We start from the raw sequence: 14,017 nt of genomic DNA on the forward strand, positions 1-14,017 counted from the left end.
TAGGGGCGGATGAGCGACTTGGAATCCGCGCGAACGTCACCCCGCATATCCCCTCTCCCGCAAGCGGGAGAGGGTCCCGCAGCTTGGCGCTGCCGGCTTGAGCCCCGGAACCGACCCGCCCCTTCCCCCGCCTGCGGGGGAAGGTTGGGATGGGGGCGAGACGATAGCGCCGCGCCTGCTCGCCCCCACCCCAGCCCTCCCCCGCAAGCGGGGGAGGGAGAGGTTCCTGGGTAGGGTGCCCCGAAGGGGTGGGTGAGGGTGGCCACCGAGCGCCACCCTCTCGCGGAGGGAGAGGGGAACAGCGCGGAGATGGGCGAGGTCAGCGACATCGTCATCAGACCGGCGTCTCGAGCGCCGCCGGTTTTTCTCGCCGCAGCCGCTGCCCCAGCCGATCGAACATCAGGTAAATCACCGGCGTCGTAAACAGCGTCAGCGCCTGGCTGACGATCAGGCCACCGAAGATGCTGATGCCGAGCGGGCGGCGCAGTTCCGCGCCGTCGCCAAAGCCGAGCATCAGCGGCACGGCGGCGAACAGCGCGGCCAGGGTGGTCATGATGATCGGGCGGAAGCGCAGCAGCGCGGCCTGGTGGATCGCGTCGCGGGCGGAAAGCCCCTGTATGCGTTCGGCGTCGATCGCGAAGTCGATCATCATGATCGCGTTCTTCTTGACGATGCCGATCAGCAGGATGATGCCGATGATTCCGATCACGCCGAGGTCGTTGCCGGTGAGCATCAGCATCAGCAGCGCGCCGACGCCGGCCGAAGGCAGCGTCGACAGGATCGTCAGCGGATGCACGTAGCTCTCGTAGAGCACGCCGAGCACGATGTAGACGCAGATGACCGCAGCCAGAATCAGCCACAGCTGGTTGCTCAGCGAGTTTTCGTAGGCGCTGGCGGCACCAAGGAACGTCAGGCTCACCGCGGCCGGCATGTTGATATCGACCGCCGCCTGGCGGATCGCGTCCACGGCATGGCCGAGCGATACGCCGCTGGCGGTATCGAAGCCGATGGTCGTCGCCGGGTATTGCGCGACGTGGGTGATCTGCAGCGGCGACTGCTGTTCGCGGATCGTCGCGAACGCCGACAGCGGCGTCGATGCGCCGGAGCTGGATTTCAGGTGCAGCAGTCCCAGCGACTGCGGATCGGTGAGCAGATCCGGCCGCGCTTCCAGGATCACCCGGTATTGGTTGGTCTCGGTGAAGATCGTCGAGATGATGCGCTGGCCGAAGGCACTGTACAGCGCGTCGTCGACGGCCGCTGCGGTGATGCCCAGGCGCGATGCGGTATCGCGATCGACGTCGACCAGCGCCGAGTAGCCGCTGGCGCCGGCGTCGGAGGTGACATTGCGCAGCGAGTCGACTTTTTGCAGCTGCGCGGTGAGCTTGTTCGCCCATTCGGTGACGGTCGGCGTATCCGCGCCCTCCATTGACACGCGGTACTGCGTCGGCCCGGTTTCGGCATCGATGGTCAGATCCTGGGTCGGTTGCAGGTACAAGCTCACGCCGGCCACGCCAGCGACGCGATCCTTCAGCCGCTGCATGATCGCGTCCTGCGAGCCACTGCGGTTTTCCTTCAGGTTGATGAACATGCGGCCGGTACTGAGCAGCGTGCTGTTCGCGGCGTCGACACCAACGAAGGAACTGAGGTTTTCGACTGCCGGGTCCTTCAGGATCTCGGCCGCCGCCGCCTGCTGCAGCGCTTTCATGCGCGCGAACGACACCGATTCGGACGCCTGCACGCGTGCCTGCAATTGACCGGTGTCCTGCGTCGGGAACAGGCCTTTCGGGATCACGACGTACAGCAGCGCGGTCAATGCGAACGTCGCCAGCGCGATCAGCAGCGTCGCTGCCTGACGTGCGAGCACCCAGGTCAGCATGCGGTCGTAGCGCGCTACCACGCGGTCGAAACCGCGCTGTATTGTTGCGCCGAGTCCCTGGCTCGCGGTCATCGAATGATTCTTCAGCCAGCGCGCCGACAGCATCGGCACCAGGGTCAGCGCCACGATCGCCGAAATCAGGATCGTGATCGCCAGCGTTACCGCGAACTCGCGGAACAAGCGGCCGACGACGTCGCCCATGAACAGCAGCGGGATCAGCACCGCGACCAGCGAGATCGTCAGCGAGATGATGGTGAAGCCGATTTCGCTGGCGCCTTTCAATGCAGCGGTGAAAGGCGGATCGCCTTCCTCCAGATGGCGCGAAATGTTCTCGATGACGACGATCGCGTCGTCGACGACGAAGCCGGTGGCGATGGTCAGCGCCATCAATGAAAGATTATTGAGGCTGTAGCCCATCAGGTACATCAGGCCGCAGGTGCCGATCAGCGAGATTGGCACCGACAGGCTCGCGATCAGCGTTGCCTGCGGGCTGTGCAGGAAGAAGAAGATCACCAGCACGACCATAACCACGGCGAGGATCAGCTCGATCTGCACGTGGTGCACCGACGCGCGGATGCCGGTGGTGCGGTCGGCCAGCACTTCGATCTGGACGCTGTCGGGCATCGTGCCCTGCAGGTCGGCCAGGCGAGTCTTGATCGCGTCGACGGTCTCGATCACGTTGGCGCCGGGCTGGCGCTGCACGTCCAGAATGATCGCTGGTTTCTGTCCATTTTGTGTGCCGGCCCAGGCGCCGAGTTTGATGTTCTCGGCCGCGTTGACCGCGCTCGCCACGTCGCTGACGCGCACCGGCGCGCCGTTGCTATAGCTGACGATCAGGCTTTGATAGTCCTCGACCGTCAGCAGCTGATCGTTGGCATTGATCGAGTACGCACGGCTAGGGCCGTCGAAGCTGCCCTTGGCGCTGTTGGCGTTGGCCGCGGTGATCGCGGATTCCAGCGTCGACAGTGCGATGCCGTACGAGGCCAGTGCCTGGGTGTCGGCCTGGATGCGCACGGCCGGCCGCTGGCCGCCCGACAGCGTCACCAGGCCGACGCCGGAAACCTGGCTGATTTTCAGCGTAAGACGGGTGTCGGCGAGATTGCGTACCTCGGTCAGCGGCAGCGTGTCGGAGGTCAAGGCCAGCGTCAGCACCGGCGCATCGGCCGGATTCACTTTCGCGTAAACCGGCGGTGCCGGCAGATCTGCCGGCAGCAGGGAGCTGGCACCGTTGATCGCGGCTTGCACTTCCTGTTCCGCGACGTCGATCGCCTCGGCGAGCGTGAACTGCAGCGTCACGATCGACGCGCCGGCAGTGCTGACCGAACTCATACGCTGCAGTCCCGGCATCTGGCCGAGCTGGCGTTCCAGCGGCGCGGTGACGGTCTGGCTCATGACCTCGGGACTCGCGCCCGGATACAGCGTCTGCACCTGGATCGTCGGATAGTCGACTTCCGGCAGCGCCGACAGCGGCATGAGCTTGAAGCCGACCAGGCCGGCCAGCACGATCGCCGTCATCAGCAGCGCGGTGGCGACGGGACGTTCGATGAAGGGACGCGAGGGGTTCATCGTGCAGTGCCCTGTGCTGTTCCCCTCTCCATGAACCGGCTCTGCCCCGCCAGCGACGTAGGTCGGCAATCCCTTGCCGACGTGTGCGCCCCGATCGCTTGAGCTGCGACCGCCGGTTCCTGGGTAGCCCCGTGTTCTTTGCGAACCTGCTCACGGGCCATGACCCGGTGTAGGGCGGGTCGTGACCCGCCGTCGTCAAGTCCGAGCAAAAGCGGCGGGTCACGACCCGCCCTACGGTCTGCGCAAGGTTGATGGAGAGGGGAAAACCAGAGCCGTGTCATCAGGGCGTGCCCGGCGCAGCCGGCTTGTCGCCAGGCGCTCCGTCCTTCCTGCGCCGATGCTCGCGCTTTTTCTGGCCGTCCGCATTCGTCGCATCGGCGGCACCCGCCGCCGGCGCTTTCGCCGCGTCGGCCGGCAGGATCACGTGTCCGCCTTCCTGTAGCCGATCGCCGCCTTCGGTGATCACCACCTCGCCAACTTTGACGCCGTCGGTGACCTGCACCCTGTCGTTGGTGGCCTGGCCGCGCGTGACCTTGCGCATCGTCGCGGTCTGGTCGTCCTTGAGCAGCCAGACGAAATCGCCGTCGGCGCCATTGCGCACCGCCGACACCGGCAGCGTCACCGCATTGTCGATCAGGCGCAGCGTCAGCCTCACGTTGACGAATTGGCTCGGGAACAGCGCGCCGTCCTTGTTCTCGAAGCGCGCCTTGGCGCGCACCGTGCCGGTGTCGATGTTCACCTGGTTGTCGAGCGTCGAGAACACGCCGCTCGACAGCGTATGGGTACGCGTGCGGTCGAGCGCGGTGATGGCCAGCGCCTGCCCCTTGGAAACCGGCTCGATGATCTCGCTGACGCGGTCCTGCGGAACGGTGAACTCGACATCGGTCGGCGAAATCTGGGTCACTACGACGATGCCGTTGGTATCGCCGGCAGCAATGTAGTTGCCGGCGTCGATCACGCGCAGACCGGTGCGGCCGGCGATCGGCGAGCGGATCTCGCTGTAGTCCAAATCGAGTTGGGCGGTGCCGACCGCCGCGCGATCGGAGGCGACAGTACCTTCGAGCTGCTTGACCGTCGCGGCCTGGGTGTCGACGTCCTGCTGCGCGATCGAGTCCTGCGTCTGCAGCATCCGGTAGCGCTCCAGGGTCAGCTTCGCGTTCTCCAGTTCGGCCTGGTCGCGCTGCTGCTGCGCCTGGGCCTGCATCAGGCTCATCTGGAACGGGCGGCGGTCGATCACCGCCAGCACCTCGCCCTTGTTGACCAGCTGGCCCTCGCGGAAGCGGACCTCGGTGATCACGCCCGATACCTGGGGCCGCACCGTGACCGTCGCCGCCGGCGTGACCGTGCCGAGCGCTTCCAGGATCACCGGCATATCGGTGCTCTCGGCGACCGTGGTGCCGACCGTAGTCGCGCCGCGTCGCCCGCCGCCACCACCGGGCGCGCCGGGCGGTCCACCGGCGCCGGCGCCGAAGCCTCCGGCCTGGGCGGCCGGCTCGCGGTGCTTGAAGTAGTAGCCGAGCCCGGCCATGCCGGCGATCAGCAGCAAAACGACGATCGTGCCGAAGATTTTCGTCCGGCCGTACTGGCGCGACGGTAATTGCCTGATCGGCCTGGTCGGCCTTGTTGCGTTCCCCACCGGAAAACCTCTACTGGTCCGTATCGTTGGTTGTTCTGTCGCCGCGCGATGTACACCGCGACCGCCCCGCAAGTTACCGTGCGGCTGCCGTCATCGACGCCCCGTTCACAGTAAAGTTTCGTTACGCAAAGCAATTGCAGGGTATGGGCAGGCGGGGGCAAACCCCGGCCCGGCCCGCATGGTAGGCGACAACTGTGCAGGAAATTTGCATACGCCCCGGGCACAATAGCGGTCTGCGTTGATCGTGGCGGGTCCGCGGAGAGGTGGCAGAGTGGTCTATTGCGGCGGTCTTGAAAACCGCTGAACCGCAAGGTTCCGGGGGTTCGAATCCCTCCCTCTCCGCCATTTTTCTGCATAGCGGTTCCGCATGCGTTTCGTGACGGGTCGGCTCCCGCGAGCTAACACAGACCCTTCGCACTCAAGATGTTCGTGACGCCGGCCCGCTCGCACTGCAACTCGCCGGGCACGCTCAGCTGATCTTCCTTGTGTCAGAACGCACGCCTGGGACTCGCTCGCGGGCTGCGCCAACGATTCTGATAAATGATCGCAGCGTATCGGCGCCGATCACCTCGCGGGAAGAGCCGTCAAGCTTGAAGCTGCGCAGCATGGCCCATGCGTTGGCCTGCGACTGATTCGTGCACAAGGCTAAACCCAGCAGCCCGACGTTTGCAGTGCGGCGAGACATGCACGAGAACTTTTCACTGTGGCGGCGGTACGAGCCTCAGCGTGAAATAGACTTTCTTCCAGTGTCGGCCCGACTAGCGTATCGAGCTTGGACCCAGCTGCTGGTCCAGTGTCAGAGGTTCACTTTACCGCTACACGCTTTACCTTCTTCTTGATCGCGGCGACCGATTTGGCCTTGGTCGTGGCCGCCTTGACCGGCGGTTCCGGAGCATCGACTGAGATAGTCCGCGAGATCGAGGAGCTGAAGCGCCAGGCGATCAGGCGGGCGGTCGCTTCCTGCAGGCGCTTGGTGCCAATGGTGTTCTGCACCTGCTTGGGGTCGCTCGTGGCGTTGCGTTCCATGGCCGAGACCAGCACGATCGCCTCGGCATAGGCATCACCGCGCGAGCGGCGCGCATCGTTCACCGAAGCCGCGTAGATGCGCTCCGCGAACTGCTCGAAGAACGGGATCACGATCGCGAGCCGCACCTGCTCGAAGCGCACGTCACCTCGATCGGCTTCCAGGCTGCAGTAGCGCAGAACCGACCGGTGGCGGTCGTAGACCCTGTAGAACGCCAACACCAGTCCCATCGCGTGCTTGAAATCCGGTTCCTTTGCATCCCAAGGCTGCAGAAGGATCTGGTGAGCGTCGACCATCTCGGTGGCAGCGGCCTCGCTGAGCGCCAGCAGCACGTTACGCACGTCTTCGAAGTACAGGTAGAAGGCGGCCGACGACATCTTGGCCTCCTTGGCGATCGACACCGCGGTCAGCGTGACCGGCGAGTTGGTTCGCAGCAGGCGTTCGGTCGCTTCCATGAGCCTGAGCCTGGAGCTGTGCCCCTTGCGCCCCAGTTCCTGCCCCTGCTTGTTGGTGGTAATTGTCTGGCTCATGGACTCGGCTTTGTTGTTCGTTCCCTCAACCGCGATGCGGAGTTTATAGATAAGTCGTCCGTTTTAGTTCAGGGGGATTTTTACTGCGGTCCGAACGGGCCTGAAGCGCGGGAACGCACGGTGGAGTGAAGATAACGATATATCAGCTAAGGCGCCGGGGGTAAAGCGAAGCGCCGCGCGTGAGGCCCGAACGCGCACTAAAGCAGTCCATCGCCGTCTCAGACGATACCTGCGGCCTCAGAAAACTGACGGTATATTGCTTATCGGGTAATAACTGAGTATATTTCAGTTATACAAGCCCTCGTCATGACAGAGGGCGCGTCAACAGGAGGAGCAGCAGTGGTGAGTGAGGTTGGCGAGGCCGATCGGCGACGTGAACCCGGCCGACGATAGATTGTGGGCTGCCCGTTCCTCGCTAATGACTGACCGCGTTTCGTGGCGTGCTTTTTTCGCTTCTTGTCCCTAATCGTTAACTGAAAGAGCGGATGGCGTGGCCTCGGCCGGCGAAACACAAGCCGTGCTCCGCGTTCCTGAAAGTCAGTTCAGGCGAGCGGCGGAGTTCTATAACGTGAGTGGAGGAGGAGAGCGAGTGAACAAGAGAAAGAGCTGGCAGTACGTGAAGTTCCTGAAGCAGCCGTTTGCCGTCGCGGCGGGGCTTACTGCAATGGGCGCGGCGCAGGCGGCGCCGATCAACCTCGGCGTTCCGGATTGGCGTCTCAATGCAGACACGACGCTGAGGTTCAACACCGGTATCAGGGTGGAGGATCGCAAGGACGCCATTGCTAACGGCCCGACCAATAGCGAAGCGGAATACAAGTTCGATCAGGGCGATTTCGTCAATGCACGGCTCGACGTGCTCGAAGAGATCGATCTTTCGTATCAGGGGCGGTACGGTATTCGAGCGACAGGCGCCGGGTGGTATGACGCCATCTACCATGACACTGAAGTGGCCACTCGTCCGGGCACCTACAACAGCAGCTTCGATCCGGGTACAGGACCGATTCCGGTCAGCGTTCCGTACTCCGAGACCTCCAGCTACTTCGGCAACGAGTATTCGTCGCATACGAAACACTTTTATCGCGGACCTTATGGCGAGTTGCTCGACGCTTTCGCCTTCGGCATTTTCTCGCTTGGCGACACCTCGCTGAGCGTCAAGGCCGGCAAGCACACGCTCTACTGGGGTGAAGGCCTGTTCTTCGGCAACCAGGCGATCTCGTATTCGCAGGCGCCGGTCGACGGCCTCAAGGCGGTGACCAGCCCCGGTATCGAGACCAAGGAAGTATTTTTGCCCGTCGCGCAGCTTTCCGCCAATTGGCAGCTCACTTCGAATTTGTCATTGGGCTTCGAGTATTTTCTGGATTGGTCGGCAAACCGTCTGCCCGAAGGCGGGACCTTCCTCGGCCCAGCCGATATGCTGTATGAGGGGCCGGATCGGTTCTTTACCGGCGTTGTGATCCCGGGCGCATTTTACGGGACAGCCAACGATCAAGCCGTCTTTCTCGAGAACCGGAAGGCTGATGAACCGGGCCCGGGTGGCAATTACGGCGTGATGATGCGTTATGGCTTGGGCGAGGGCCAGCTCGGTGTCTATTACCGCAAGTTCGACGAGACGACGCCGTACAACGTATTCGAGGTCGGTCCTGCTCCGGTCAATGCGTTTGGCTTGCCGCTGCAGAGTCCGGAAGGAGGGGTCGTCGGCGGCACGTATCGTTTGGCGTACAACCGTGACGCTTCGCTGGTGGGGCTGAGTTACAGCCAAACTTTGGGCGGCATCAGTTTCGCCGGCGAAGCTTCGTATCGTTTCGACACGGCCCTGAACAACACCGGTATCGACCCGACGGATCATCGCGGGCCGACAGGCGATCTTTTCAACGCGAACCTCGATGCCATCCTGGTATTGCCTTCGTCGATGTTCTATACGACCGGCCAGGTAATCGCCGAAATTGCCTATACCCACCTCGCCAGGATCAGCGATCACAAAGAGCTGTATAACGGCGACGGCGGTGTCGGTTGCTCCAATAAGGATACCGGCTGCTCGACGGACAACTATGTTGCCGCTCAGGTCAATTTCGAGCCGCAATGGCCGCAGGCCTTCTCTGGCATCGATCTTTCCGCGCCGACCAGTGTTCAGTACGGCATCAGCGGCAACTATGCGGGAATCGGCGGTGGTAACGAGGGTTCACTGAGCTACTCCGTTGGTCTCAAGGCGCTGTTTTATCAGCAGCACGAAGTCACGTTGTCCTACCAGGATTCCTACTCGCGCCATCTCCCTGAAACCGCGGACGGCTATTACGCGGGTGGCTCGGGGGCCTGGATGTATAACGATCGCGGCCGCATCGTGCTCACCTTGAAGACCTCGTTCTGATCTGATTCGCCTGGAGGAATATTGAAAATGAAAATGAAGTCCATTCTGACCGCGGCCGTCATGGCCGCCGTCAGTTTCAACGCAGCCGCCGCGGTATCGGAAGAAGAGGCCAAGCAGCTCGGCACCACGCTCACTCCCTGGGGCGCCGAGAAGGCCGGCAACGCCGACGGCAGCATTCCGGCGTACACCGGCAGCCCTGTTACGCCGCCGCCGGGTACCAGCAAGTCGGATCGCAAGCTGGTCAATCCGTTCCCCGACGACAAGCCGCTGTTTCGCATCACCAACGCCAACAAGGACAAGTACAAGGACAAACTGTCCGAGTCCCAGATGTACCTGATGGAGAAGTATCCCGACACTTTCTTCATCGACGTCTATACGACGCGGCGCACGGCGGCGTTTCCGAAATACTGGCAGGACGGATCCATCTACAACGCTACGCACGCCAAGATGGTGCAGGAGAAGGAGGGCGTCGAGGGCGCACATTCGGGCATTCCGTTCCCGATTCCGAAGACGGGTCCCGAACTGGGCTGGAACACGCTGATGCGCTTCCGCTATCCGTACGTGGATACCAGCTTCACGGCCGAGCTGATCGACACCTCCGGCCGCGTCAATCTGATCAACCGCTCGGACAGCTACTTCTACCATCCCTTCAGCGCGCCGGATCAGCCCGATACGCCGTTCACGGCCCGGCAGTTCCTGCGCCTGGTCGCTCCGGCGCGTCAGAACGGCATCGCCGTGGTGACCTGGAATTACATCAACTATGCGAAATCCGGAGATCCGAAAGTCTGGATCTACAATCCTGGCCAGCGCCGCGTCCGCCTCGCCCCGGAAGTCAGCTACGACACGCCCAACGCCACCTACGGCGGTTCCGACCTCGGTGACGAGAGCGACACCATCTACGGCCGCATGGATCGCTACGACTTCAAGATTCTGGGCAAGAAGGAGATGTACGTTCCGGCCAACGACTACGACTTCCAGTTCCACACCACCGTCGCGGAGGTGGCCATGCCGGGGCATTTCAAGACCGACAAGTTCCGCTGGGAACTGCGCCGCGTCTGGGTACTCGAAGCGACGCTGGCGCCGGGCAAGCGGCATGTGGTGGCGCGCAAGCGCTGGTATACCGACGAGGACACCTGGAACCAGGTCATGTGGGACGGCTATGACGCCAGCGGCAAGTTCTACCGCAGCATGATCAGCCCACAGACCCAGGGTTACCAACATCCCAATTCGTATACGCCCGCGGCCATCGTCTTCGACCATTCGCGCAACACAGTGGCCTTCCTGAGCCACATGGGCTGCGACGAGTGCATGCTGCGCACGCGTGATACTGCGCTTCCGGAGAACACGACGACGCCGGATAACCTGTTGCAGCAGGGTATTCGCTGATCCGAAGTCCGCTTGATGTTCACTGGGTCGATCCGGCAGCGGCGGCTGCCGGATCGATCCGTTTAAAGGTCTGCCGGTTGGCGTCTCCGGACGTGCCGCAACGGTGAGGAGCGATTATGCGGTCCAGATGTCTGTGGTTCTTTGCAGCCTGTCTGGGGCTGTGGACGGCGGCGGTCTCGGCCGCGGCGTTCAAGGACCCCGTGGTGACACCGGCACCTGCAGCGCCCGGCGATGTTTCCACAGCCCCGCTGCTGGCCGGTGCGCTCTCGGGCGGCCGCATCGTCGCGGTGGGCCTGCGCGGCCTGATCATCTCCTCCGACGATCAGGGCAAGAGCTGGCAGCAGCGGCCTTCACCGCTTTCCTCCGATCTGGTCGCGCTTTCTTTCGTCGGCAACGGCAAGGGCTGGGCCGCCGGCCATGACGGCGTGATCCTGCATACGGACGACGGCGGCAACAGCTGGACCCGGCAGCTCGACGGTCAGGCGGCCTGCAAGATCATGGCCGACTACTACCAGAAGAAGGCCGATGCCGGCGACGCCTCAGTGGCACCCTATATCGCGATGATCCAGGGCAATTGCAGCGACGGCGGCGGCGATCTGCCGTGGCTGGACGTCTACTTCACGGACGAGTCGAACGGCTATGCCGTCGGTCCCTTCGGCAACATCATCGCGTCTGCCGATGGCGGCAAGACCTGGGAGCCGTGGATGCACCGCATCGACAACGAGGCGGGACTGCATCTGAACCAGATCACCGTGATCAATGGCGCGCTCTACATCGCCGCGGAGCGCGGCACCGTGTTCAAGTACGACGAAGGCGAGCAGAAATTCAAGCCGCACCGGACCGGATACAACGGGACGTTCTTCGGCATCACCGGCGACGCGGCCAAGCTGGTCGTTTACGGCTTGCGCGGCACCGCCTACCGCAGCCTGGACGGCGGCGAGACCTGGACAGCCGTCCAGACCGAGGCCGGAGCGGCCGTAAACGCCGCCGCGACGCTGGCCGACGGCCGCATCGCCATGGTCACGCAGAACGCACGCGTGCTGGTGAGCACCGACGCGCAGGCCGAGCACTACAAGCCGCTGCAGCTGGCGCGTCCGATGCTGTTCGCCGACATCGTTCCGGTCGGGCCCAGCGCCTTCGCGGTCATCGGCACCGCCGGCGTGGTCATCGAATCCGCTGCTGCCGGCAATTGATAAGGAAAACATGATGGCAGCAGGAAAAGCTTCCATCGACGATATGCCGGTGATCGGCCGCGTCGAGGATTTCGATTGCAATTCCGGCGGCTTCGTCGAGCGCCTGGTATTCAACTATCGCGGCGTGCTGATCGTGATCTGCGCCCTGATCACGCTCGTGCTCGGCTGGCGCGTGACGATGCTCGAAGTCAACGCCAGCTTCGACAAGATGATCCCTCAGTCCCACCCCTACATTCGCAATTACTTCGAACACCGGGAGGAGCTGGCCGGCCTGGGCAACTCGGTGCGCATCGTGGTGGAGCAGAAGGACGGCGACATCTTCAACGCCGACTACCTGCAGGTGCTGCAGAAGATCAACGACACGGTCTTCCTGGTTCCCGGCATCGATCGGCCCTGGATGAAGTCGCTGTGGACACCGCTGGTGCGTTGGACCGAAATCACGGAAGAAGGTCTTTCGGCGGGCGCCGTGATGCCCGAGGATTACACCGGTTCTGCCCAGTCGATCGAGCAGCTCAAGGCCAACGTCTACCGGGCCGGTCTGATCGGCGACCTGGTTGCCAACGACCTGAAATCGAGCACCATCTTCGTGCCCCTGCTGGAGAAGTACCCCGACACGGGCAAGCCCTTCGACTATCGGTTCTTCTCACAGGAGTTGCAAAAGCTCCGCGACCAGCACGCCTCGGGCAAAATCGCGATCCATGTGATCGGCTTCGCCCAGCTGGCCGGCGATCTGATCGACGGCCTATACCGGGTGATGCAGTTCTTCGCCGCATCCGTGCTGATTGTCATTCTGGTGCTGTACTACTACACGCGCTGCGTAAGATCGACCTTGCTGGTGGTAGCGGCGTCGCTGGTGGCCGTGCTCTGGCTGCTGGGCATCATTCAGCTTCTCGGCTACGCGCTCGATCCCTATTCGGTGCTGGTGCCATTCCTGGTCTTCGCGATCGGAGCCAGCCACGGCACGCAGAAAATGAACGGCATCATGCAGGACGTGGCGCGTGGCACGCATCGCTATGTCGCGGCGCGCTACACCTTCCGCCGGCTGTTCGTCGCCGGGCTGTCGGCGATTCTCTGCAATGTCGTCGGTTTCGCCGTGCTGATGGTCATCGACATCCCGGTCATCCGCGATCTGGCGATGATGACCTCGATCGGTGTCACCATCCTGGTGTTCGTGGTGCTGCTGCTGCTGCCGGTGCTGCTCTCTTACGTCGGCGTCAGCCCGCGCGCGTCGGCGCGTCGGCTTGCAATCCAGAAGCGCGAAGCGACGCCGGAAGGTACGCCGCTTGGGCAGCGTCTGCTGCTGCCGTTCACCGAACGCAAATGGGCCGTCGTCGCGCTGACCGTGTCCGCCGTGGTGTTCGTGGTGGCGTTCAAGATCAGCCTCGGACTGAAGGTCGGCGATCTCGATCCCGGTGCTCCCGAACTGTGGCCGGATTCGCGCTACAACCAGGACATCTCCTACGTCAACGAGCATTACGGACTGTCTTCCGACCAGTTCGCGCTGATCGTCAAGACGCCGCCGGGCGGGTGCGAAGAGTTCTCCACGCTGATCGAGATGGACCGGCTTTCGCAGACTTTGCGCAGCGTGAAAGGTGTGCAGGTGGTGCAGTCGGCGGCCGACGTGATCCGCATGACCACGACCGCACTCTACGAAGGAACGCCGAAGTGGATGACGATCAACCGGCGCCCGAGCGTGCTGCTCAACGCGCGTGACTACATGGTGGCGAACAATCCCGACCTGACCAATCGCGACTGCGCCGCCGTGCCGCTGATCGCCTACCTGGCGGATCACAAGGCCGACACCCTGGATCGTGTACTCAAAACGGTCAACGATTTCGCCAGGGAACACGATACCGACAAGCTGCAGTTCCTCCCGGCGGCGGGGTCTGCCGGCATTCAGGCCGTGACCAACATCGTCGTGCGTGATTCCAATCGCACGATGCTGTTCTATCTCTACGGTGCCACGGCCTTGCTCTGCCTGATCGCGTTTGGCAGCTGGCGAGCGGTGATCGTGGCCATCATCCCGTTGATGATCACATCGGTGATCTGCGAAGCACTGATGGTGCAGCTCAACATCGGCATGAAGGTCGCCACGCTGCCGGTGATCGCGCTGGGCGTCGGTGTCGGCGTCGACTATGCGCTCTACCTGCTGAGCATCCAGCTGCAGGTCCAGCGCTCCGGTGGCAGCCTGCGCGAAGCCTACAGCAAGGCCCTGGGCTTCACCGGTCGCGTGGTGCTGCTGATCGGTTTCACCATGGCCGCGGGTGTCATCACCTGGGCATGGTCGCCGATCAAGTTCCAGGCCAACATGGGCGTGCTGCTGACCTTCATGTTCCTGTGGAATATCGCCGGCGCCCTGGTTTTGATTCCCGCTCTTTCCCACTTTCTGCTGCGCAACGTGCGCCCGCGCAAACAGGCCGCAGTCAGCTGAGACTTACAGG

General features: G+C 63.1%; 8 protein-coding genes and 1 tRNA gene. 5 read left to right on the top strand and 4 right to left on the bottom strand.

Features of this window, described 5'->3' with window-relative positions; translation table 11 throughout:
- Positions 1-334 precede the first annotated feature (334 nt).
- Both JWQ90_RS19325 and JWQ90_RS19330 read right to left on the bottom strand, forming a co-directional pair.
- Positions 335-3,442 (bottom strand): efflux RND transporter permease subunit, encoded by a 3,108-nt coding sequence (locus JWQ90_RS19325; protein WP_299696653.1) that lies wholly within the window; start codon positions 3,440-3,442, stop codon positions 335-337.
- A 280-nt stretch (positions 3,443-3,722) separates the two neighbouring features.
- A complete protein-coding gene (locus JWQ90_RS19330) occupies positions 3,723-4,988 on the bottom strand; it encodes an efflux RND transporter periplasmic adaptor subunit (protein ID WP_299696654.1) in 1,266 nt (421 codons plus the stop codon).
- 347 nt (positions 4,989-5,335) lie between these two features.
- Here JWQ90_RS19330 and JWQ90_RS19335 point away from each other — a divergent pair.
- Positions 5,336-5,423, top strand: a tRNA-Ser gene (locus JWQ90_RS19335).
- A gap of 124 nt (positions 5,424-5,547) precedes the next feature.
- Here the strand turns inward: JWQ90_RS19335 and JWQ90_RS19340 are convergent.
- Positions 5,548-5,763, bottom strand: a complete 216-nt coding sequence (locus JWQ90_RS19340; protein ID WP_299696655.1) for a hypothetical protein — start codon at positions 5,761-5,763, stop codon at positions 5,548-5,550.
- A gap of 119 nt (positions 5,764-5,882) precedes the next feature.
- A complete protein-coding gene (locus JWQ90_RS19345) occupies positions 5,883-6,632 on the bottom strand; it encodes a TetR/AcrR family transcriptional regulator (RefSeq protein WP_299696656.1) in 750 nt (249 codons plus the stop codon).
- A gap of 589 nt (positions 6,633-7,221) precedes the next feature.
- Between JWQ90_RS19345 and JWQ90_RS19350 the strand changes: the two genes are divergently transcribed.
- From JWQ90_RS19350 to JWQ90_RS19365, 4 genes are all read left to right on the top strand, one after another.
- Entirely contained in the window at positions 7,222-8,997 is a 1,776-nt protein-coding gene (locus tag JWQ90_RS19350) for a DUF1302 family protein (RefSeq protein ID WP_299696657.1), read from the top strand.
- A gap of 27 nt (positions 8,998-9,024) precedes the next feature.
- Entirely contained in the window at positions 9,025-10,383 is a 1,359-nt protein-coding gene (locus tag JWQ90_RS19355) for a DUF1329 domain-containing protein (RefSeq protein ID WP_299696658.1), read from the top strand.
- A 116-nt stretch (positions 10,384-10,499) separates the two neighbouring features.
- Positions 10,500-11,576, top strand: coding sequence for a YCF48-related protein (locus JWQ90_RS19360; protein ID WP_299696659.1), 1,077 nt, complete (start codon positions 10,500-10,502; stop codon positions 11,574-11,576).
- Positions 11,577-11,589: 13 nt separating this feature from the next.
- Positions 11,590-14,007 carry an MMPL family transporter gene (locus tag JWQ90_RS19365; RefSeq protein WP_299696660.1) on the top strand — a complete coding sequence of 806 codons (2,418 nt, stop codon included), beginning with the start codon at positions 11,590-11,592 and terminating at the stop codon, positions 14,005-14,007.
- Positions 14,008-14,017: the final 10 nt, after the last annotated feature.

This window comes from Hydrocarboniphaga sp., from assembly GCF_028291725.1.
In the GTDB taxonomy this organism is placed as follows: domain Bacteria; phylum Pseudomonadota; class Gammaproteobacteria; order Nevskiales; family Nevskiaceae; genus Hydrocarboniphaga.